Here is a 23,494-nt window from a genome sequence, read left to right on the forward strand (position 1 = left end):
TGGCCGGGTCCGCGCATCCGCCGTCGGGTCGATGCGATTGCCGGGCAGCGGCGAGCACCACGACCGGAAACGAAAACGGCCCCGCGATTGCGGGGCCGTTTCCTTTTCATGCCACCGGGCAGCGCCCGGCGCTATCGCTTACGCGCCATGGGCCGCCAATTGGCCCAGACGCTGGACGGCCACCGACACCGTCGGGTAGTCCAGGGTCTTCTGCTCGGCCAGTTCGGCCAGCATCGACAGCGTGAAGCGCAGGCTGCTGTCGTCACGACCGATCCACGCGGCCACCTTGGCTTCGGCACTGCCGCCCTTCATCGACAGCACCTGGGCAGCCAGGTTGCGGTGATGGGCGGCCAGCTCGTCGCGCAGCACGCCACGGGCCACGGCGTGCCAGCGGCCATTGACCTCCAGCGCGTCGATCTGCTCGAACAACCACGGCAGCTGCAGGGCATCGCCCAGGCGGAAGTGGATCTTGGACACATCCACCGGCTTGAGCTTGCGGGTACGCGCCAGTTCGATGATGTCGAACGCCGGTTCCAGGAACTGCAGCTCGGACAACTGCTGCGCCAGTGCCGGCGGCAGGCCCTTTTCCTTCCACTCGGCCACGCTGGCCTCGTAGGCCGGGCGCTGGGAATCGGGCAGCACGCCGGAGGCGACACGGATGTCGTTGAAGGCCGCCTGGTAGCGGTTGACCGCCTCGGTGATGCCCGGCATCGCACCCGGGCGCGACAGCAGCCAGCGCACGAACGAACGCTGCAGCTTCCAGATCACTTCCAGCGCGTCGATCTGCACCGACTCCGGCAGCGTGCCGTCGAGGGCGTCGATCTGTGCCCACAGGGCGCGCGCGTCCAGCGTTTCACGGCTGATCGTGTAGGCCTTGGCGACCTCGGCGATGCTGCGGCCGGTGTCTTCCTGCATGCGCATCAGGAAGGTGGCACCCATCCGGTTGATGGTCTGGTTGGTCACGGCCGTGGCGATGATTTCGCGCTTCAGGCGGTGACGTTCCATCGCGTCGGCGTACTTCTTCTGCAGCGGCGTGGGGAAGTAGCGCTGCAGTTCCTTGGACAGGTACGGGTCTTCGGGGATGTCCGAATCCAGCAGCTGGGCGAACGCGACCAGCTTGGAATAGGACAGCAGCACCGACAGCTCCGGCCGGGTCAGGCCCTGGCCACGCGCCTTGCGCGCGGACAGCTCGGCGTCGGAGGGCAGGAACTCGATCTGGCGATCGAGCAGGCCCTGCTGCTCCAGCGTACGGATGAAGTGCTGCTTGGAGCCCAGGCGCTTGACCGCCATCCGCTCCATCAGGCTCAGGGCCTGGTTCTGGCGGTAGTTGTCGTTGAGCACCAGCGCGGCCACTTCGTCGGTCATCGACGCCAGCAGCTTGTTGCGCTGTTCGACGGTCAACTTCTTGGCCCGTACCACGTCATTGAGCAGGATCTTGATGTTGACTTCGTGGTCGGAGGTATCCACGCCGGCCGAGTTGTCGATGAAGTCGGTGTTGAGCAGCACGCCGGCCTGGGCGGCCTCGATGCGGCCGAGCTGGGTCATGCCCAGGTTGCCGCCCTCGCCCACCACCTTGCAGCGCAGCTCGCCACCGTTGACGCGCAACGCGTTGTTGGCGCGGTCGCCCACATCGCTGTGCTGCTCGGTCGAGGCCTTGACGTAGGTGCCGATACCGCCATTCCACAGCAGGTCCACCGGCGCCTTGAGGATGGCGCTCATCAGGTCGTTCGGCGACAGCGCCTTGACGTTGTCGTCCAGGCCCAACGCCTCGCGCACCTGCGGGGTGATCTCGATCGACTTCAGCGAGCGCGGGTAGATGCCACCGCCCTTGCTGATCAGCTTGGCATCGTAGTCGGCCCAGCTGGAGCGCGGCACGGTGAACAGGCGCTCGCGCTCGACGAACGTGCTGGCCGCATCCGGGTTCGGGTCCAGGAAGATGTGGCGGTGGTCGAACGCGGCCACCAGGCGGATGTGGCGCGACAGCAGCATGCCGTTGCCGAACACGTCGCCGGACATGTCGCCCACGCCCACCGTGGTGAAGTCCTGGCTCTGGCTGTCACGGCCCAGGGCACGGAAGTGGCGCTTGACCGACTCCCACGCACCGCGCGCGGTGATGCCCATGCCCTTGTGGTCGTAACCGACCGAACCACCGGAGGCGAACGCATCGCCCATCCAGAAGCCGTGCGCGATGGCCAGGCCGTTGGCGATGTCGGAGAAGGTCGCGGTGCCCTTGTCGGCGGCCACCACCAGGTACGGGTCGTCCATGTCGTGGCGGACCACGTCCACCGGCGGCACGATCTTGTTGTTGACGATGTTGTCGGTGATGTCCAGCAGGCCCTGGATGAACAGCTTGTAGCAGGCCACGCCGTTGGCGAACACCGCATCACGGTCGCCGTTCACCGGCGGAGTCTTGGCGAAGAAGCCGCCCTTCGCGCCGACCGGCACGATGACCGTGTTCTTGACCATCTGCGCCTTGACCAGGCCCAGCACCTCGGTGCGGAAGTCTTCGCGACGGTCCGACCAGCGCAGGCCGCCACGGGCCACGGCACCGAAACGCAGGTGGGTACCTTCCACGCGCGGGCCGTACACGAAGATTTCGCGGTACGGGCGCGGCTTGGGCAGGTCCGGCACCCGCGCCGAATCGAACTTGAAGCTGATGACGTGGCCCGGACGGCCATCGGCATCGGTCTGGTAGTAGCTGGTACGCAGGGTCGCATCGATCACGCCCATGAAGCTGCGCAGGATGCGGTCCTCGTCCAGGCTGGAGACGCGGTCCATCAGCTTGACCAGCGCGTCACGCGCGGCATCCATCTGCGCGGCACGGTCGCCCTTGCGCGCATCGACCACGGTCTTGAGCACCTTCAGGGTGGCCTCGTCGCCGCCGGCGAGCACGGTCAGGTGCGCACGCAGCTGGGCCTGGCCCTCGGCGATGGCCTCCTTGCTTTCATGCCCGGTGGCCGGGTCGAAGCGGGCTTCGAACAGCTCCACCAGCAGGCGCGCCAGCAGCGGGTAGCGGGTGAAGGTGCCTTCCACGTAGGCCTGCGAGAACGGCACGCCGGTCTGCAGCAGGTACTTGCAGTAGCCACGCAGCATGGCGACCTGGCGCCAATGCAGGCCGGCAGCCAGTACGAGGCGGTTGAAGCCGTCGTTCTCGGCATCGCCGTGCCACACGCGGGCGAAGGTTTCGCCGAAGGCGGCATCCACGCTCGGCGCGTCGATGGCACCGGCCACCGATTCGACCTCGAAGTCCTGTACGTAGACCGGGGCGTTGTCGACCGTCAGGCGGTACGGACGCTCGGCGATCACGCGCAGGCCCATGTTTTCCATCATCGGCAGCGCGTCCGACAGCGGGATGTCGTCCAGCTGGCGATACAGCTTCAGGCGCAGGCCGTCACCGCCGTCGCGCTGCACGGCCTGCAGGCTCAGGCGCAGGTCGTCCGGACCGGTCAGCGCGTCGAGCTGGCTGACGTCGTTGGCCGCGATCTCGGTGCTGGAGTCTTCGATGTAGCCGGCCGGCAATGCCTTGCCGATACGCGCGGCAATGCGCAGGCCTTCGCTTTCGCCGTGGCGGGCCACCAGCGCTTCACGCAGGTCGTCCTGCCAGTTGCGCAGCACCTGGGCCAGCTTCTGTTCCAGCACGCTGGTGTCCACTTCCAGGGTCTGGCCAGCCTTCGGGCGCACGATCAGGTGCACCTGGGCCAGCGGCGATTCGCCGAGCACCACCGAGCTGTCCACGTATTCGCCCTGCAGGGCGTCCTTGAGCATGGCTTCGATGCGCAGGCGCACATCGGTGTTGAAGCGTTCGCGCGGCAGGTAGACCAGCGCGGAGATGAAGCGGCTGTACTTGTCGCGGCGCAGGAACAGCCGGCTGCGCACGCGCTCCTGCAGGCCCAGCACGCCCATCGCGGTGCGGAACAGCTCGTCCTCGCTGGACTGGAACAGCTCTTCGCGCGGCAGGGTTTCCAGGATGTGGCGCAGGGCCTTGCCGCTGTGGCTGCTCGGCGCCAGGCCGGACTGGGTCATCACGTATTCGTGGCGCTGGCGCACCAGCGGGATTTCCCACGGGCGGCGGTTGTAGGCGCTGGAGGTGAACAGGCCGAGGAAGCGCTGCTCGCCGATGATCTTGCCCTTGGCGTCGAATTCCAGCACGCCGATGTAGTCCATGTAGCCGGCGCGGTGCACGCGCGAACGGGCATTGGTCTTGGTCAGGATCAGCGCGTCCTTCAACCCGGTGGTGGCGTTGAGGCCCTGCGCGGCCAGGGTCTTGACCGGACGGGCGGCGGACTTGTCCTTGCCGCGCATCAGGCCCAGGCCGGTTTCATTGAGCGGTGCCAGCACCTCTTCCTTGCCCTGCTTCTCCACGCGGTATTCGCGGTAGCCGAAGAAGGTGAAGTGGTTGTCGGCGGCCCAGCGCAGGAATTCCTGCGCTTCGGCGCGCGAAGCGGCATCGATCGGGAGCTGGCGGCTGCCGAGGTCCTCGGCCAGGCTCTGCGCCTTGGCACGCATCGCGTCCCAGTCGTGGACGATGGCACGCACCTCGTCCAGCGCCTTGACGATCGCCTGCTCGACGTCGGCCATGGCATCGGCCGGCTGGCGGTCGATTTCCAGCAGCATCACCGACTCGGCGTTGCCCTCGCTGACGCCGCTGAGCTTGCCGGCCTTGTCGCGCGCGAAGCGGATCACCGGGTGGCCCAGCACGTGCACGCCGATGCCATGCTCGGCCAGCGACATGGTGACCGTGTCGACCAGGAACGGCATGTCGTCATTGACGATCTGCAGCACCGTGTGCGGCGATTCCCACCCGTTGGCCTTCAGGCTCGGGTTGAACACGCGGACATTGGCCTTGCCCGGCTTGCGGACACGCGCGAATTCCAGCGTGTCCGCCGCCAGCGCGGCCCACTCCTCGGCGGTGTGGTGGGGGAACTCGTCCGCCTCCATGCGCTTGTAGAAGTCGGCGGCGAAAGCCACTGCCTCGGCCTGCCCGGCCGCCGGGTAGCGCTTGCGCAAGGCCGTGTACACCGGCTCCAGCGAGAAGCCCACTGGCGAAACAGTCTGCGTATCGGCTGGTTTGGATTTGTTTTTCACGGTCTTGGCTGCTGGTTTTTGCGGTTTCATGGCAGAGCGGTGCGTGTTGCTCAGTTGGGAAAATGAAATTGTAGGCCTACCGCACAAAAATACCTTGCTGCAGGACGGAATAAGGCAAATCGGGTTGGGTGGCGTTTACGTCGCGATGGTCAATCCGCACGAGTACGGACGCTCGCGTAGGAGATCCACGCAGGCAAGCATCGGCCACTTCCGTGGCAACTTGACGATGGGTATCAAATCCGCGGCAAACACAAGGCTTCTCCAATTCTGAACTGGACGGTATAGTCCATCGCGTGAATCCCCCCCACCCCGCCGCCAGCACCCTGGATGCGCGCGATCAGCGCGTGTTCGATGCCGTGCGCGATCTGTTCTCCACCCAGGGCATGCAGATCAGCATGGATGCGGTGGCCCAGCAGGCGGGCTGCTCCAAGCAGACCCTCTACAGCCGCTACGGCAGCAAGCAGGAACTGCTGCGCCGGGTCATGCAGCGGCATGTCAGCCGGGCCACGGCCGGCCTGCACAGCCTGGACCAGGGCGACCTGCGCGGCAGCCTGCTGCAGTTCGCCACCGACTACCTGGAGCACTGCAACCAGCCGCACGTGGCCCAGGCCCGGCGACTGATCGCCGCCGACTCCCCGCATTTCCCGCAGGAAGCCCGCGCCCTGTACCGCGACGGGGCGGGCGCGCTCGTTCTTCACGTCGCTGAATGGCTCCAGGCGCGCACCGCGCTGGGCCAGTTGGGGCATGACGACCCGCACTTCATGGCCGAACTGTTATTGAGCATGATCGCCGGCTTGGATTTCGAGAAACAGCGCTTCCACACCCCCCACCGCGCTGACGCCACCGTGCGCCGCCGCTGGGCCGAATTCTCCGTTGACAGCTTCCTGCGCGCGTTCGCCGTGCCGGAGACCGCCGCGGCATCGCATTCAAACCAACACCGGAGTTTTTCCTGATGATCGCCCCACTCCGCAGCCTTGCCCTGACCTGCGCAGTTGCTGTCGCACTGACCGCTTGCAAGAAGCCAGAGCAACAGACGCCCCCGCCGCCGGAAGTGGGCGTGATCGATGCCAAGCCGCAGACCCTGCCGTTGCAGCGTGAGCTGGTCGGCCGCCTGTCACCCTACCGCAGCGCCGACGTCCGCGCCCGCGTGCCCGGGGTGCTGCTCAAGCGCGTCTACCAGGAAGGCGCCGACGTCAAGCAGGGCCAGGTCCTGTTCCTGATCGACCCGGCCCCGCTGCGTGCCTCCTTGAACGCGTCGCAGGCCGAGCTGGCGTCCGCACAGGCCACCTACGCCAACGCCAAGGCCGCCGCCAACCGCGCCCGTTCGCTGGCGCCGCAGAAGTACGTCTCCAAGTCGGACCTGGACGCAGCAGAAGCCACCGAGCGCACCGCTGCGGCGGCCGTGCAGCAGGCCCAGGCGGCGCTGACCAGCGCGAAGATCAACCTCGGCTATGCCGAAGTGACCTCGCCGATCAGCGGCCGCGCCGGCAAGCAGCAGGTCACCGAAGGCGCGCTGGTCGGCCAGGGCGATGTCACCCTGCTGACCACCGTGGACCAGCTGGACCCGCTGTACGTCAACTTCTCCATGAGCGTGGACGAGCTGACCCAGATGCGCGCCGCGCAGGCCAAGGGCCAGCTGGCGCTGAGCGGGGACGGCAAGTCCACCGTGCAGGTCAAGCTGGCCGACGGCACCCTCTACGACCAGCCGGGCACGCTGGACTTCTCCTCGACCACCGTCGACCCCACCACCGGCGCGGTCTCGCTGCGCGCGGTACTGCCCAACCCGCAGCAGATCCTGCTGCCGGGTGCCTTCGTCAGCTTCCAGGCCACCCTCGGCGAGCGCAACAACGCGTTCCTGGTGCCGTTGCAGGCGCTCCAGCGCGACACCACCGGCGGCTACGTGCTGGTGGTCGGCAAGGACGGCAAGGTGGCGCGCAAGAACGTCAAGAGCGAGGGCCAGCAGGGCGGCAACTGGCTGGTCAGTGGCGGTCTTGATGCGGGCGACAAGGTGATCGTGGCAGGCGTGCAGAAGGTCAAGGAAGGGGCGCCGGCCACGGCCAAGCCGTGGGATCCGGCCAGCGCCGCAGCCAACGGCCAGGCCCCGGCCGCGGGGGGTGCCGCACCGGCCGCCGCCAAGCCCGACGCCGCTGCAAAACCCGCCGACGCGACTGCCGACAAGGCCGACGCGGCCCCGGCTGCCGAATCGAACAAGCAATAACGGGAACCCTCCGTCATGCCTAAATTTTTCATTGAACACCCGGTATTCGCCTGGGTGGTCGCGATCCTGATCTCGCTGTCCGGCGTGATCTCGATCCTCGGGCTGGGCGTGGAGTCCTACCCCAGCATCGCACCGCCCCAGGTGACGGTGAGCGCCACCTACCCCGGCGCCAGCGCCGACACCGCCGAAAAGTCGGTCACCCAGGTGATCGAGCAGCAGCTGACCGGCATCGATCACCTGCTGTATTTCAGCTCGTCCTCCGCGTCCAACGGCCGCGTCACCATCACCCTCACCTTCGAGACCGGCACCGACGCGGACATCGCCCAGGTGCAGGTGCAGAACAAGGTGTCGCTGGCCACGCCGCGCCTGCCGACCGAAGTCACCCAGCAGGGCGTGGTGGTGGCCAAGGCCAACGCCGGCTTCCTGATGGTGGTGGCATTGCAGTCGGACACCGCGTCGATCGACCGTGACGCGCTGAACGACATCGTCGGCTCGCGCGTGCTCGACCAGATCTCGCGCATCCCCGGCGTCGGCAGCACCCAGCAGTTCGGCTCCGAGTACGCCATGAACATCTGGCTCAACCCGGAAAAGATGCAGGGCTACGGCCTGTCGGCCAGCCAGGTGCTGGCCGCGATCAAGGACCAGAACGTGCAGTTCGCGGCCGGTTCGCTGGGTGCCGATCCGTCGCCGGAGGGGCATTACTTCACCGCCACGGTGTCGGCCGAAGGACGCTTCAGCTCGCCGCAGGAGTTCGAGAACATCATCCTGCGCGCCAACGCGGATGGTTCGCGGGTGATGCTCAAGGACATCGCACGCATCGCCTTCGGTGCCAACAACTACGGCTTTGACACCCAGTACAACGGCAAGCCGACCGGTGCCTTCGCGATCCAGCTGCTGCCGGGCGCCAACGCCCTGAACGTGGCCAACGCGGTCACCGCCAAGATGGACGAACTGGCCCCGAGCTTCCCGGCCGGTGTCAGCTGGTTCTCGCCGTACGACAGCACCACCTTCGTGAAGATCTCGATCGAGGAAGTGGTCAAGACGCTGATCGAAGCAGTGGCACTGGTGTTCCTGGTGATGCTGATCTTCCTGCAGAACTTCCGCGCCACCCTGATCCCGACCCTGGTCATCCCGGTGGCCCTGCTCGGCACCTTCCTGGGCATGAGCGTCATCGGCTTCACCATCAACCAGCTCACCCTGTTTGCGATGGTGCTGGCGATCGGCATCGTGGTCGATGACGCCATCGTGGTGATCGAGAACGTCGAGCGGATCATGACCGAGGAGAAGCTGCCGCCCAAGGCCGCTACCCAGAAGGCCATGACCCAGATCACCGGCGCGGTGGTGGCGATCACCGTGGTGCTGGCGGCGGTGTTCATCCCGTCCGCGCTGCAGGGCGGTGCCGCCGGCGAGATCTACAAGCAGTTCGCGCTGACCATCGCCATCGCGATGGGCTTCTCCGCGTTCCTGGCGCTGGGCTTCACCCCCGCACTGTGCGCGACGTTCCTCAAGCCGACCCACAGCGACAAGCCCAACGTCGTCTACCGCACCTTCAACAAGTACTACGACAAGATCAGTGGCACCTACGTGGGCCACATCACCTCGGCGGTGCGCCATGCGCCGCGCTGGATGATCCTGTTCGTGGTGCTCACCGTGCTGTGCGGTTTCCTGTTCACCCGCATGCCGGGCAGCTTCCTGCCCGAGGAAGACCAGGGCTACGCCCTGGCGATCGTGCAGCTGCCGCCGGGCTCGACCAAGGCCCAGACCAACCAGGCCTTCGCGCAGATGCGGGGCGTGCTCAAGGACCAGGAAGGGTTCGAGGGCATGCTGCAGGTGGCCGGTTTCAGCTTCGTCGGCTCGGGTGAAAACGTGGGCATGGGCTTCATCCGCCTCAAGCCCTGGGCGGATCGCAAGGTCACCGTGCCCGAGTTCATCCAGAAGATGAACGGTGCCTTCTACGGCATCAAGGAAGCGCAGATCTTCGTGGTCAACCTGCCCACCGTGCAGGGCCTGGGCCAGTTCGGCGGCTTCGACATGTGGCTGCAGGACCGTGGCGGCGCCGGCTATGAACAGCTGACGCAGGCGCGCAACATCCTGCTCGGCAAGGCGGCGCAGGAGAGCGACCTGCTCACCGGCGTGCGCCCCAACGGGCTGGAAAACGCACCGCAGCTGCAGTTGCACGTGGACCGCGTGCAGGCCCAGACCATGGGCCTGTCGGTGTCGGACGTGTACAGCACCATCCAGCTGATGCTGGCCCCGGTGTACGTCAACGACTTCTTCTACGAAGGCCGCATCAAGCGGGTGACGATGCAGGCCGATGGCCCGTACCGCACCGGGGCCGAATCGCTCAACAGCTTCTATACGCCCAGCAGCCTGCAGACCAACGCGGACGGCACCCCGGCGATGATCCCGTTGAGCACCGTGGTGAAGTCCGACTGGGTGTCCGCACCGCCGTCGCTGAGCCGCTACAACGGTTACTCGGCGGTCAACATCGTCGGTTCGCAGGCACCGGGGCGCAGCTCGGGTGAGGCGATGCAGGCGATGGAGCGGATCGTCAGCGACGACCTGCCGGCCGGCTTCGGCTACGACTGGTCCGGCATGTCCTACCAGGAAATCCTGGCCGGCAACGCCGCCACGCTGCTGCTGGTGCTGTCCATCGTGGTGGTGTTCCTGTGCCTGGCCGCGCTGTATGAAAGCTGGTCGATCCCGGTGGCGGTGCTGCTGGTGGTGCCGCTGGGCGTGCTCGGCGCACTGGCGTTCTCGCTGGCGCGCGGCCTGCCCAACGATCTGTACTTCAAGATCGGCCTGATCACGGTGATCGGCCTGGCGGCCAAGAACGCCATCCTGATCGTGGAGTTCGCGGTGGAGCAGCGTGCGGCGGGCAAGACCCTGCGCGAGGCCACCATCGAGGCCTCCCGCCTGCGCTTCCGCCCGATCCTGATGACCTCCTTCGCGTTCATCCTGGGCGTGGTGCCGATGGCCATCTCCACCGGCGCCGGCGCCAATGCCCGTCACGCCATCGGTACCGGCGTGATCGGCGGCATGGTGTTCGCCACCTTCCTGGGCCTGCTGATGATCCCGGTGTTCTTCATCGTGGTCCGCCGCATGCTGGGCGACAAGCTGGACGAACCGTCCAAGGAGTTCCTGGAACGCCAGGGCGAAGCCAACACGGCGCACCGTCCGGATCGTTGATCCGGGCAGTACGCTGCTGAAACGAAAAGCCCCGGCTCGCGCCGGGGCTTTTTTTTGCGTCTTCACCCGTATGCGGGGCAAGCACGAAGTGCGCGCTCAATCCTTTGCCGCGCGGCGGTCGGAGCATCGGGCGCTGGGGCCCCTGCGCCCGATCCACCGACCAGTATCAGAAAAGCCTTGCTTCGGCCTGCTTACCGCAAGCCGAGCCCCTTAGCGGCCGGTAGGCTCCTGGGCAAAATATAGGAGGACGCCACCAGGCCGGAGGACACTACGCCAAGGGCCTACCGGCCGCCAAGGGGCCCTCACGCGCGCGACAGGCCCAAGCGGAGGCACAGCCCGATCCACACACGCCGCCGACCCTACCTCCGGCGCCCGAGCGCGATCCTGACGCGCGCAACCAACCCCCACGCGCACGCCTTGCGGGGGTGGGGTCGGTTCCCAGACGACCGCCGATAGCGCTCGTCGGCGCTGTAACGCATGACCCCGAACAACACAGCGCCCTCGGTGATCCGGCGACGCGTCAGCGAAGCAGCGCCACCACTACGCACGCGACGACGATGGCCAGCGATGGCCACTGCATCGGCAGGAAAAAGAAATGGTGGCGGGCATGCTCGCCAGCCGCGCGCGGGCCGCGATTGAGCACCAGACCCAGCAGCACATTGAGTGCCGCACCACTGCCGAATCCAAGCAGAAGCTGGGTCAGCGAGGTATTGCCCTTGGCAACGCTGGGATCGGGCCACAGCCACATCAGCAGCAGCAAGGTGGCGATGGGCGTGAGCAGGGTCAGAAATCCTGCGCCTCGATAGATGAGCATCGGAACTCCTGGCGGCGCTGTGCCGCATTGCGGGTCGGCATCGTACAGCGCTGGAGATGCCCGTGGCGATCCGCGTGGCGCCTCGGTCCTCGGCGCGGCGCGCGCGCAAACGATGTCGCAATCAACACGCACCACATTTTCTGTACGCCGCAACACAATTTCGTGTGAGCAGCCACGCTACAAAGAGCTTCCCATCCATATCCGATGATCGATTCACTGCACAAAGAGGGAGAACAGGCATGGCACGTTCTGGATTCAACCCACACTGGCCCGCAGCCCTGCTGGTTCCTTGGCTGGCGGTGGTGTCCCCCGCGCACGCAGGCGGTGTTGTCGTGTGCGACAACTGCGCCAACCCGAAGCAGGCCGCCGTAGGGTCCGGCGCGGGAACCACGCTCGTGGTCGACTTGCTGCAGGTGAAGATCAGCGGCTATGAGGTCGAGTACGACCGGGAACTGAAGCGCTACCGCGCACTCCCGACCCAGATCCCCGCGCCGGTGAACGAGGCCTTCCTGCGCGTCATGGCCCTTGCCGAATCACACGGCGCGGCAGGTGCTGCGGTCACCCCACAGGCAGGCGGCAACGGCGCGGTCATCCCGGTCCATCCCGACGATCCCGGCGGCGCCAATGGCATTTCGTTTCCGGAGGATTTCAAGGGTCTCACCGCTTACGATGTCATCCAGTCCGCCACCACGCGATCGCAGCTTGAAACGCGTATTGGCAGCGCGTTCTCCGGCGCTACGACCGGCAGCACCGTGTGGAATTCGCTTTCCACCACACTGTCATCGGTAGGATTGAGCTTTGTCAGTCGCCTGTTTGGTGTCAGCTCCGTCACCTACGCCGTCACTTGGCGGGACGGATCACAGACCCTGCTTAAGCTGGAGCCGGACTCCGTCCACCAAGCGCAGTATGTCAAAGGCAAGAGCCGTGATGCGCAGGGGAATCCCATTCCCGATGCAGCCGCCACTGGCCCGGAAGCACCCGACATCTTCGGCGGCGACTATCACTTCCAGGATCGCCACGCGATCGAAAACTGGCTGCAGGCAGCCAAGCTCTATGGCGTACATGTCGACAATGTGGGTATTGACAGCCTGCAGCTGCGATGCACATGGAATGGCCAGACACTTGCCTGCAGCGGCCGCTGACACGGAGCGGCCAAGCAACGTTCTGGTCAACAGCCTTCAGGGCGCGGACGGCGTCCCCACGCGGGAACGCCGTCACATGACTCAGCGCAACCCGGTCTCGTTGCGCGCGATCACCAGCCGCTGGATCTCCGAGGTGCCCTCGTAGATCTCGGTGATCTTGGCATCACGGAAGTAACGCTCCAGCGGCATTTCCTTGGAGTAGCCCATGCCGCCGTGGATCTGCACGGCCTGGTGGGTGATCCACATCGCCGCTTCGGACGCGGTCAGCTTGGCAATCGCCGCTTCATTGCTGAAGCGCTTGCCCTGCCCCTTCACCCAGGCCGCGCGCAGGGTCAGCAGCAGCGCTGCGTCCAGCTTGCACTTCATGTCGGCGATCTTGGCCTGGGTCATCTGGAAGGTACCGATGGCGGCACCAAAGGCCTTGCGGTCCTTCACGTACTCCAGGGTGGCTTCATACGCCGCGCGGGCAATACCAATCGCCTGCGAGGCGATGCCGATGCGGCCGGCGTCGAGCACGCCCATGGCGATCTTGAAGCCCTCGCCCTCCTTGCCCAGCACGTCGTCGGCGCTGGCCACGTAGTCCTGGAACTCGATCTCGCAGGTGGCCGAGGCGCGGATGCCCAGCTTCGGCTCGGTCTTGCCGCGGTGGAAGCCGGCCTTGTCGGTGTCGATCATGAACGCCGTGATGCCGCGCGCGCCCTGGTCCGGGTCGGTCATCGCGAACAGCACGATGTATTTGGCGACCGGCCCGGAGGTGATCCAGCTCTTCTTGCCGTTGATCACGAACGTGCCGTCGGCCTGCTTGACCGCGCGGCAACGCATGGCGGTGGCGTCCGACCCGGACTGCGGCTCGGTCAGCGCGAACGCACCGATGGCCTCGCCTTCGGCGATGGCGCGCACGTAGGTCTGCTTCTGCGCTTCGGTGCCGTGGGTGAGGATGCCGTTGCAGAACAGCGAGTTGTTGACCGACATGATGGTCGAATGGGCGGCGTCGCCGGCGGCGACCTCCACCATCGCCAGCACGTAGGCGATCGGGTCCATGCCCGCGCCGCCATACTCGGCCGGCACTTCGATGCCCATCAGCCCGTTCTCGCCCAGCAGGCGGATGTTCTCCAGCGGGAATTCGCCGGTACGGTCATGATGCTCGGCGCTGGGCGCGATCTTTTCCTGCGCGATGCGACGCGCGACGTCCTGCAGCATCAACTGCTCTTCGGTAAAGCTGAAATCCACAACACCCTCCCAGGAACATATGGTGATAGGGCCGCGCAGTGCGCGCCCCGGTGGGGCGATTGTACCGGGGGCGGGTCGATCCCGGCTGACTTGACCCCGCACCGGCCCAGGGACGAAAATATCTCTATATCGCGATAGGTAGATATTTATGGATCTCGAGGATTGGTCGGTCCGGCTGAAAGTATTCGCCGACGCCACCCGTGTGCGCCTGCTGACCCTGCTGGAGCAGGAAGAACTGACCGTGGCCGAGCTGTCGGCCATCACCACGCTGGCCCAGCCACGCGTGTCCACCCACCTGGCCCGGCTCAAGGAGGCCGGCCTGGTGCGCGACCGGCGCGCCGGCGTCTCGGCGTATTACCGCTTCGATGACGCCGCGCTGGACCCGGCGCAGCGTGCATTGTGGCATGCGCTGAGCACCGGCAGCGACGACCCCCTGCTGCGCCAGGATGCTGAACGGGTGGCGGCCGTGCTCGCCAGCCGCGCCGCCGACCAGAACTGGGCCGACAGCGTGGCCGGCGACATGGAGCGGCACTACTCGCCCGGCCGTACCTGGGAAGCGCTGGCGCGCACCGCCCTGCCCCTGCTGGAAACCGGCGACGTGCTCGATATCGCCTCCGGCGATGGCGTGCTGGCCGAACTGGTCGCCCCGCATGCCAAGCGCTACGTCTGCATCGACACCAGTGCACGCGTGGTGGCGGCCGCCAGCGAGCGCCTGCGCCGCCTGGCCAACGTGGAAGTGCGCGAAGGCGACATGCACGCGCTCCCATTCAAGGACCGCAGCTTCGACCTGGTCGTGCTGATGCACGCGCTGACCTATGCGGCCAAGCCGGCCCAGGCCGTGGCCGAGGGTGCGCGCGTGCTGCGCTCCGGTGGCAGGCTGTTGCTGTGCAGCCTGGCACGGCATGAGCACAAGGCTGCCGTGGAGGCCTATGGCCACGTCAACCTGGGCTTCTCGGACAAGGAACTGCGCAAGTTCGCCGAGAAGGCCGGGCTGGTCGTCTCCAGCCTGGAAACGGTGACCCGCGAGAAGCGGCCGCCGCATTTCGAAGTCATTTCGCTGATCGCCAGCAAGCCCTGAGGCCCGCCATGTCATCCCTTCCCTGGCTGCATCCCGACCGCGTCCATGCCCTGCAGGACGCGCTTGCCCGGCGCATCCTGATCATCGATGGCGCGATGGGCACCATGATCCAGCGCCATGGGCTGGAGGAGGCCGACTACCGTGGCGAGCGCTTCGTCGCCGGCTACGACAGCGCACACGCGCATGGCCCCGGCTGCGACCACGGCACCCCGCCGGAAGGCCACGACCTCAAGGGCAACAACGACCTGCTGCTGCTCAGCAAGCCGGAGGTGATCGCCGGGATCCACACCGCCTACCTGGAGGCCGGCGCCGACCTGGTGGAAACCAATACCTTCAACGCCACCTCGGTCAGCCAGGCCGACTACCACCTGGAACACCTGGTGTACGAGCTCAACAAGGCCGGTGCCGCGGTCGCGCGCGCCTGCTGCGATGCCGTGGCGGCGACCACGCCGGGCAAGCCGCGCTTCGTGATCGGCGTGCTGGGCCCGACCAGCCGCACCGCCTCGATCAGCCCGGACGTCAACGACCCCGGCTTCCGCAACACCAGCTTCGACGCGCTGCGCGAGACCTACCGCGAAGCCATCGACGGCCTGATCGACGGCGGCGCGGACACGCTCATGGTCGAAACCAGCTTCGACACGCTCAACGCCAAGGCAGCCCTGTTCGCCATCGAAGAGGCCTTCGACGCCCGCGGTGCACGCCTGCCGATCATGATCTCCGGCACCATTACCGATGCCTCCGGGCGCACGCTGTCGGGGCAGACCGCCGAGGCCTTCTATGCCTCGGTCGCGCACAGCCGGCCGCTGTCGGTCGGGCTCAACTGCGCGCTCGGCGCCACCGACATGCGCCCGCACGTGGAAACCCTGTCGATCGTGGCCGACTGCCTGGTCAGCGCGCACCCCAATGCGGGCCTGCCCAATGCCTTCGGCGAATACGACGAAACCCCCGAGGAAATGGCCGGCACCCTGCGCGAGTTCGCCAGCGCCGGGCTGCTCAACCTGGTCGGCGGCTGCTGCGGCACCACGCCGGCGCATATCCGCGCCATCGCCGACGCGGTGGCCGACCTGCCTCCCCGTGCCCTGCCTGCCGCCGCGCTGGACGATGCCGCGTGAGCGCCGTGTTGTCCGCATGCGCTTGATCCCCCTTCGCCAACCGATGCCCGCCCGCCCATGACGTCTTCCCGCCATACCCGCCTGTCCGGCCTCGAACCGTTGGTGATTACGCCGGACCTGTTGTTCATCAACATCGGCGAGCGCACCAACGTCACCGGCAGCGCGCAGTTCCGCAAGCTGGTCAAGGAAGAGCGCTACGAAGAGGCCGTGGAAGTGGCACGCCAGCAGGTGGCCAACGGCGCGCAGATCCTCGACGTCAACATGGACGAGGGCCTGATCGATTCGGAAAAGGCGATGACCCGCTATCTGAACCTGATCATGTCCGAGCCGGACATCGCGCGCATTCCGGTGATGGTCGATTCCTCCAAGTGGAGCGTGATCGAAGCCGGGCTGAAGTGCCTGCAGGGCAAGAGCGTGGTCAACTCGATCTCGCTCAAGGAAGGCGAGGCGCAGTTCATCGAACAGGCGCGCAAGGTGCTGCGCTACGGCGCGGCGGCGGTGGTGATGGCCTTTGACGAGGATGGCCAGGCCGATACCTGCGCGCGCAAGGTGGAGATCTGTACCCGCGCCTACCGGATCCTGGTCGACCAGGTCGGGTTCCCGCCGCAGGACATCATCTTCGATCCCAACATCTTCGCCGTGGCCACCGGCATCGAAGAGCACGACAACTACGCCGTCGACTTCATCGAAGCCACCCGCATCATCAAGCGCACCCTGCCGCATTGCCATGTCTCCGGCGGCGTCTCCAACGTGTCGTTCTCCTTCCGCGGCAACGAGACGGTGCGCCAGGCGATCCACGCGGTGTTCCTGTACCACGCGATCGCGGCGGGCATGGACATGGGCATCGTCAACGCCGGTGCGATGCCGATCTACGACGACCTCGATGCGGAACTGCGCGAGCGCGTGGAGGATGTGATCCTCAACCGTCGCCGCGACGGCACCGAGCGCCTGCTGGAGATCGCCGAGCGCTACAAGGGCAAAAAGGGCGAGGTCAAGGGCGAAGACCTGGCCTGGCGCGAGAAGCCGATCGACGCGCGTCTGGCGCACGCCCTGGTGCACGGCCTGGACGCCTGGGTGGAGGCCGATACCGAAGAGGCTCGGATCCGCTCCAGCCGCCCGCTGGACGTGATCGAAGGCCCGCTGATGGATGGCATGAACATCGTCGGCGACCTGTTCGGCGCGGGCAAGATGTTCCTGCCGCAGGTGGTCAAGTCCGCGCGCGTCATGAAGAAGGCCGTGGCCTACCTGCTGCCCTACATCGAGGCCGAGAAGGCGCGCAGCGGCGATACCGCCAAGAGCAACGGCAAGATCATCATGGCCACGGTGAAGGGCGACGTGCATGACATCGGCAAGAACATCGTCGGCGTGGTCCTGGCCTGCAACAACTTCGAGGTGATCGACCTCGGCGTGATGGTGCCGGCGCAGAAGATCCTCGACGCGGCGCGCGCCGAGAACGCCGACATCATCGGCTTGTCCGGGCTGATCACCCCGTCGCTCGAGGAAATGAGCCACGTCGCCCGCGAAATGGAGCGCCAGGGCTTCACCCTGCCGCTGATGATCGGCGGCGCTACCACCTCGCGGGCGCACACGGCACTGAAGATCGATCCCCATTACAAGGCACCCACGGTGTGGGTGAAGGATGCCTCGCGCGCGGTGGGCGTGGCCCAGTCGCTGATCTCCCGCGAGCTGCGCGACGCGTTCGTGGCCGCCAACGAGGCCGACTACGCCGACATCCGCCAGCGCCATCGCAACCGCGGCGATGCCAAGCGCCTGGTTCCCCTGGCCAAGGCGCGCGCGCAGCGCTTCCAGGGCGACTGGGCCGCGTACACGCCCCCGGCGCCGCGCAAGCCCGGCCTGCATGTGCTGGACGACTACCCGCTGGCCGACCTGGTCGAGGTGATCGACTGGACCCCGTTCTTCCAGGCCTGGGAGCTGGCCGGCAAGTTCCCGGCCATCCTCACCGACGAGATCGTCGGCCCCCAGGCCAGCGAGCTGTACCGTGATGCACGCGCGATGCTCGACCGCATCGTCGGCGAGAAATGGCTGACCGCCAAGGCGGTGTTCGGGCTGTGGCCGGCCAACAGCGTCGGCGATGACGTGCGCGTACAGCACCCGGATGGCGAGACCACCCTGCACTTCCTGCGCCAGCAGGTGGACAAGCCGGTCGAACGCCCGGACTTCTGCCTGGCCGACTTCATCGCCCCGGCCGACAGCGGCAAGCAGGACTGGATCGGCGCCTTCGCGGTCACCGCCGGCATCGGCATCGATGCGCACGTGGCGCGCTTCGAGGCCGACCACGACGACTACAACGCGATCCTGCTCAAGGCCCTGGCCGACCGCTTCGCCGAAGCGCTCGCCGAGCGCCTGCACCAGCACGTGCGTACCGACTACTGGGGCTACCAACCGGACGAACAGCTGGACAACGAGGCCCTGATCGCCGAGAAGTACAGCGGCATCCGCCCGGCCCCGGGCTATCCGGCCTGCCCCGAGCACAGCGAAAAGGCCACCCTGTTCCGCCTGCTCGACGCCGAGCGCAACGCCGACATGCACCTGACCGAGAGCTTTGCGATGCTGCCCACCGCAGCGGTGTCCGGCTATTACTTCAGCCACCCGCAGAGCCAGTATTTCGTGGTGGGCCGGGTCACCCGCGAACAGGTCAGCGACTACGCCAAGCGCAAGGGCGTGGACCGCGTGCAGGCCGAACGCTGGCTGGCCTCGAACCTGGATTACGACCCGGAGTGAGCCGCACGCCCACCCGCGGCGGGGTGCTGCGGTCATAATGCATCGGTAGGCCCCCCGCGTTGCGGGGTGCGCGCAACAACCGGGACCCTGCATGACCGCCTCCACCCGCGACGCCGTTCCGGCCGTTCGCCTGTCGTCTTTCTATCTCTTCTACTACGCCGCGCTCGGCGCGTTCACGCCGTACTGGAGCCTGTTCCTCACCTCCCGCGGCATGAGCGTCACCGCGATCAGCGTGATGATGGGCCTGTGGTATGCCACCCGCATCGTCGCGCCCACCACCTGGACCTCGATCGCCGCCGCCTCGCCGCGCCCGATCTTCTGGCTGCGCATCGGCTGCGTGCTCACCCTGCTCACCTTCTGCGCGTTCCTGCTGCCGCTGCCGCAACCGTGGCTGTACCCGGCCATGATCGCGTTCTGCTTCTTCTACAACGCGGTGATGCCGCAGTTCGAATCGATCACCCTCACCCACCTCGGCAGCGACAGCCATCGCTACGGCCTGATCCGGGTCTGGGGTTCGCTGGGCTTCATCGGCGTGGTGATGCTGTTCGGCTGGATCATCGAGGGCCACGGCGGCGCCGGCAACGCACACCTGCTGCCGTGGCTGATGTTGCCGTTGTTCGGCCTGCTCACCGCCTCGGGCTTTGCCAACCACTACGCGCGCAACCTGCAGCGCCGTGATGGCGACGCCACCGGCTTCTGGCAGATCGTGCGCAAGCCGCAGGTGCTGGCCTTCTTCCTTGCCGCGTTCATGGAGCAGCTGTCGTTCGGCCCGTATTACACCTTCTTCTCGGTCTACATGGACCACCATGGCTATGCCACCTCCACGCTGGGCGTGTTGTGGACGGTCGGGGTGGTGTTCGAGGTGGGCGTGTTCTTCACCATCGGCCGCTTCTTCCGCCGCTACGACGCGAGCTGGATGCTGCTGATCGCCCTGCTCAGTTCCACCGTGCGCTGGGCCGTCACCGCCCTCTTCCCGGACAACCTGCCGGTGATGCTGGTGGCCCAGACCGCGCATGCGCTGGGGTTTGCCGCCTTCTTCGCCGCCGCGATGCAGATGCTGGCCACCTACTTCCCCGGCCGCCTCAACGGCCATGGCCAGGGCTTGCTGTACGGGTTTTCGTCCGGCGTGGGCGGCGTGCTGGGGGCGTTGATCGCCGGCCAGTTGTGGAACATCGACCAGGGCCGCACCGCGTTCCTGGCCGGCAGTGGCTTTGCGCTGGCCGGCGCGTTGCTGTGTTTCTTCGCGATCAGCCTGCCGTTGCTGCGCGCGCGCAGGCGTTGATCGCCCGCCGCGGGTAGCGCCGGCCGCCGGCCGGCAACCCGGTCCCCCGGATGGGGTAGGCTCAAGCCTCCCCCTGACTGGAGCCGCCCATGCGATCGACCCGCCTGTGGGCCCTGCTGCTTGCCGCCGTCGCCCTGCCTGCCGCCGCCGCCGAACCGATCCTGCTCGAGAACGCCCGTGTATTCGACGGCCAGCGTGACCTCGGGGTCACCCCGGTACTGATCGACGGCGCCCGCATCGTGCATGTCGGCACGCCGCTGCCGGCCGCGGCCACCGGCGCGCGCCGCATCGACTACACCGGCAAGACCCTGCTGCCGGGGCTGGTCAGCGACCACGCGCACGTCGGCAACACCCAGGGCCTGGACCACGGCGACCGCTTCTACACCCAGGACAACGTGGTGCGCGACCTGCGCCAGTTCCAGCGCTACGGCATCACCACGGTGACCGCGCTGGGCATGAACGGCGCGGACTTCTTCGCCATCCGCACGGCAGTCAATGCCGACCCCGCACTGGGCGCCCAGCTGTACGGCGCCGGCGGCGGCATCGGGGTGCCGGACGGTGCGCCCCCGGCCGACAGCATGGGCCTGAGCCACGATCCCGTGGCGCGCCCGCGCAACGCCGAGGAGGCACGCGCGGCGGTGGCCACCCAGCAGGCCGATGGCGTGGACCTGATCAAGCTGTGGGTGGACGACATGGGCGGCAAGCGGCCGATGATGACCCCGGAGGTGTATCGCGCGGCGATTGCCGAAGCGCATGCGCGCGGCCTCAAGGTCGCTGCGCACATCCACGACCTGGCGCAGGCACGCGCGCTGGTAGACGCGCAGGTGGACATCCTCGCCCACGGCATCCGCGACCGTGCGGTGGACCCGATGCTCGCGCGCAGAATGCGCGACCAGGGCACCTGGTACATCGCCACCGTCGCCATCGACGAGGCCAACTACTGGTATGCCGAGCATCCGCAGTACCTGCAGCAGCCGTTCCTGCGCAAGGCGTTGCCCGCCGATGTGCTGGCGCGCTGGTCGCAGCCGGCCTGGCAACGTGCGCAGCTGGCAGGCAGCGACATACCCGCTGCACGCAACGCGGTGGCAACCAACCTGGACAACCTGCGCCGGCTGCACGCGACCGGGGTCCGGCTCGGCTTTGGTACCGATGCCGGCGCGATGCCGCAGCGGGTGATCGGGTTTGCCGAACATCGCGAACTGCAGTTGCTGGTAGAGGCCGGGCTGACCCCGACCGAAGCGTTGCGGACCGCCACCGCCCAGGCTGCCGACCTGCTCGGGTTATCCGACCGCGGTCGCATTGCCGCCGGCAAACGCGCCGACCTGCTGGTGCTGGATGCCGATCCGCTGGCCGATATCGCCAACAGCCAGCGCATCGAGGCGGTCTGGCAGGCCGGTCGGCAGGTGGCTGGGCCGATCACGGAATGATGGATGCCGTCGCGGCGCCATGACCCCGCGAATATCCCCCCCGACGCACCCCGCTCCGTTATCGCGGGCGGGTTGCCAGCGTGGCCTGCAACGACGGCAGCAGCAGCCGATTGCCATAGCCGCTCAGATGGTCGCCATCGAAGAACAGCGGGCGGCCATCGCGTTGGGCGCGGCAGGCGTCGGCGTCGCACAGGATCGGCAACGGGTCCCAGATCACCGCGCCGGGGAGCCCCGACGCGACCTGTTGCAGCGCCACCAGGGCCGGGGCGCGATAGTCCTCCATCCAGGCGCGCTGCACCTGCAGGCCATTGCGACATACCGCATTGGCGGCATTGAAGCGGTCCGAGCACCGGTAAGGCGGCGCCGGCAGCACCGGCTTGGGCGCCTCCAGCACCACGCGCACGCCGGCGTCGGCGAGCGGGCGCCAATCGGCGATGGCACGCTCGGCTTCGGCCGCACGCCCGGCATAGCCCTGCTCGCTGTGTTCGCTGTCGCGCTGCTCGCGCGCGTCGAACAGGATGAACTGGTCGGACAGGCGCGGCACCCGCAGCGAGACCAGCAGCACGACATCGCCGGGTGCGGCGCGGCGGGCGATGTCGGCCCGCACGGCGGCGTCGTATGCCTGGCAATCCGGCGAGGCCCACCGCCACTCCTGCAGGCCCAACTGCGGGCAACCGCCCCGCCCGTACTGCCACACGGTCGCACCGGTCTCCAGCGCCAGCCGGCGCAGCAGTTCGTTATAGGCCATCGCATGCGAATCGCCGGCCACGAACACGTTGCGCGGCATCCCCGCCGGCACCGGGCGAACGCAGTCGCCGGGTGAGAACGTGCGCGCACGCCCCCCCTCGAAGCGCTCCTTGCCCACCTGCAGCGTGCAGCCCGGGTAATCGGTGGCCACGGATTCGCCATCGGGATACCAGTCCAGCGGATGGCGGCTCACCGTGCTCAGGGAAAGATGCGGCGACTGCCAATACAGCAACGCCTGCAGGCCGCCGGCCAGTGCCAGCGTCGCGACGCCCACCAGCACCCAGCGGGGCGCGCCAAGGCGCTGCGCCAAGGGGCCGCGGAACGGCCGCTCCACCCAGCGCCAGGACGCCCAGGCCAATACGGCCACCAGCAACGTGGCGAACACCCGCTGGCCAGGGGTGTCCAGGCCCACCGTCCAGCGCATCAGCACGAACACCGGCCAATGCCACAGGTACAACGAATAGGAGAGCAGCCCGATCCGGCGCAGTGGCGCGCTGGAGAGCAGCCGGCCAACCAGCGCGCGCGGGTGGAAATGCAGCGCCAGCAGCAGCCCGGCACTGGCCAGCACGGCCCACAGTCCGTCCGGCCAGGGCGAGTGCCCGGCCCGTGCCGACCACAGGGTCCAGCCCAGCGCCACCAGCGCCGCCACGGCCAGCAGCGACCACGCCACGCGGGCACGCCCCGGCGCCGGCACGCTGCCGGCGTCATGCTGGCGCAGGTGCAGCCCCTGGAACAGCAGCACGCCCGCGCCCAGCTGCCAGAACCGGGTGGAGGTGGCATAGAACGCCCGCACCGCCTGCTCGGGATGGCTGCCGGCATACACGGCGTGGCCGATCGACAGCATGCTCGCCAGCGCGAACAGCCCCAGGCTCAGCCGGCGCCCGCGCCCACCGCGGCTCCAGGCGAGGAACAACAGCGGGAACAGCAGGTAGAACTGCTCTTCCACGCCCAGCGACCAGGTATGGGTGAATGGATTGAACTCCGCGCGTGGCGCGAAGTAGTCGCTGCCCACGCCCACCAGCACCCAGTTGCTCAAGCCGACAAAGGCCATCAGCCCGGTCATGTCGCTGGCTTCGCTCAACCACGACTGTGGAATCAACAGCACGCTGGCGACGCCGGATACCAGCAGGCAGGCCACCAGGGCCGGCGCGATGCGGCGCAGTCGGCGCGAATAGAAGCGCTGCAGCGACGGGCGCAGCGGCAACGGCGGCAGCCGGTGTACCGAGGCACTGACCACGAAGCCGGAGATGACGAAGAAGACGTCCACCCCGGTGAACCCACCGGGCAACCAGGCCGGGTCGAGGTGGAACAGGATCACCGCCAGCACCGCGATGGCACGCAGCCCGTCGATATGCGGCACGTAGCCGTGACTGGGGTCAGCCGTCATGCGCATCCCTGCAACGAAAGGGTCGCGGTGGCCGCGACCCG

General features: G+C 67.4%; 12 protein-coding genes and 1 pseudogene. 9 read left to right on the forward strand and 4 right to left on the reverse strand.

Annotation, left to right across the window (positions count from 1 at the left end):
* Positions 1-138 precede the first annotated feature (138 nt).
* A pseudogene (locus M2421_RS03345) lies at positions 139-5,031 on the reverse strand (NAD-glutamate dehydrogenase domain-containing protein); the annotation flags it as partial.
* A gap of 347 nt (positions 5,032-5,378) precedes the next feature.
* On the opposite strand from M2421_RS03345, the gene M2421_RS03350 reads away from it, so the two are divergent.
* Genes M2421_RS03350 through M2421_RS03360 form a run of 3 tightly spaced genes read left to right on the forward strand, consistent with a single transcriptional unit; the run spans position 5,379 to position 10,492 of the window.
* Positions 5,379-6,038 carry a TetR/AcrR family transcriptional regulator gene (locus M2421_RS03350; protein ID WP_259203235.1) on the forward strand — a complete coding sequence of 220 codons (660 nt, stop codon included), beginning with the start codon at positions 5,379-5,381 and terminating at the stop codon, positions 6,036-6,038.
* Positions 6,038-7,303, forward strand: coding sequence for an efflux RND transporter periplasmic adaptor subunit (locus M2421_RS03355; protein WP_259203237.1), 1,266 nt, complete (start codon positions 6,038-6,040; stop codon positions 7,301-7,303). The genes M2421_RS03350 and M2421_RS03355 overlap by 1 nt, the downstream gene beginning before the upstream one ends.
* 15 nt (positions 7,304-7,318) lie before the next feature.
* The gene (locus tag M2421_RS03360) at positions 7,319-10,492 is read left to right on the forward strand and encodes a multidrug efflux RND transporter permease subunit (protein ID WP_259203238.1); all 3,174 of its coding nucleotides are present in this window, start codon (positions 7,319-7,321) and stop codon (positions 10,490-10,492) included.
* Between the two features lie 520 nt (positions 10,493-11,012).
* Here M2421_RS03360 and M2421_RS03365 read toward each other — a convergent pair.
* On the reverse strand, positions 11,013-11,306 hold the full coding sequence (locus M2421_RS03365; RefSeq protein WP_259203239.1) for a hypothetical protein: 294 nt from the start codon (positions 11,304-11,306) through the stop codon (positions 11,013-11,015).
* A 239-nt stretch (positions 11,307-11,545) separates the two neighbouring features.
* Between M2421_RS03365 and M2421_RS03370 the strand changes: the two genes are divergently transcribed.
* Entirely contained in the window at positions 11,546-12,448 is a 903-nt protein-coding gene (locus M2421_RS03370) for a hypothetical protein (RefSeq protein WP_259203241.1), read from the forward strand.
* 81 nt (positions 12,449-12,529) lie between these two features.
* Here M2421_RS03370 and M2421_RS03375 read toward each other — a convergent pair whose 3' ends face one another.
* Positions 12,530-13,678 carry an acyl-CoA dehydrogenase family protein gene (locus M2421_RS03375; RefSeq protein ID WP_259203242.1) on the reverse strand — a complete coding sequence of 383 codons (1,149 nt, stop codon included), beginning with the start codon at positions 13,676-13,678 and terminating at the stop codon, positions 12,530-12,532.
* Positions 13,679-13,826: 148 nt separating this feature from the next.
* On the opposite strand from M2421_RS03375, the gene M2421_RS03380 reads away from it, so the two are divergent.
* The 5 genes from M2421_RS03380 (at position 13,827) to M2421_RS03400 (ending at position 21,319) form a co-directional block, all read left to right on the forward strand.
* Positions 13,827-14,756 (forward strand): metalloregulator ArsR/SmtB family transcription factor, encoded by a 930-nt coding sequence (locus M2421_RS03380; protein WP_070208802.1) that lies wholly within the window; start codon positions 13,827-13,829, stop codon positions 14,754-14,756.
* An 8-nt stretch (positions 14,757-14,764) separates the two neighbouring features.
* Positions 14,765-15,868: a homocysteine S-methyltransferase family protein gene (locus tag M2421_RS03385; RefSeq protein ID WP_259203246.1), complete on the forward strand. Its 1,104-nt coding sequence runs from the start codon at positions 14,765-14,767 to the stop codon at positions 15,866-15,868.
* Positions 15,869-15,925: 57 nt separating this feature from the next.
* On the forward strand, positions 15,926-18,610 hold the full coding sequence (gene metH / locus M2421_RS03390) for a methionine synthase (RefSeq protein ID WP_259203247.1): 2,685 nt from the start codon (positions 15,926-15,928) through the stop codon (positions 18,608-18,610).
* 91 nt (positions 18,611-18,701) lie between these two features.
* Complete coding sequence (locus M2421_RS03395) at positions 18,702-19,892, forward strand: MFS transporter (protein WP_259203249.1); 1,191 nt, start codon at positions 18,702-18,704, stop codon at positions 19,890-19,892.
* An 89-nt stretch (positions 19,893-19,981) separates the two neighbouring features.
* On the forward strand, positions 19,982-21,319 hold the full coding sequence (locus tag M2421_RS03400) for an amidohydrolase family protein (RefSeq protein WP_259203250.1): 1,338 nt from the start codon (positions 19,982-19,984) through the stop codon (positions 21,317-21,319).
* 58 nt (positions 21,320-21,377) lie between these two features.
* Here M2421_RS03400 and M2421_RS03405 read toward each other — a convergent pair whose 3' ends face one another.
* On the reverse strand, positions 21,378-23,453 hold the full coding sequence (locus M2421_RS03405; protein ID WP_259203252.1) for an acyltransferase family protein: 2,076 nt from the start codon (positions 23,451-23,453) through the stop codon (positions 21,378-21,380).
* Between the last annotated feature and the right edge of the window lie 41 nt (positions 23,454-23,494).

Origin of the sequence: Stenotrophomonas sp. BIGb0135, from assembly GCF_024810105.1 — a bacterium.
Taxonomy (GTDB): domain Bacteria; phylum Pseudomonadota; class Gammaproteobacteria; order Xanthomonadales; family Xanthomonadaceae; genus Stenotrophomonas; species Stenotrophomonas maltophilia_AB.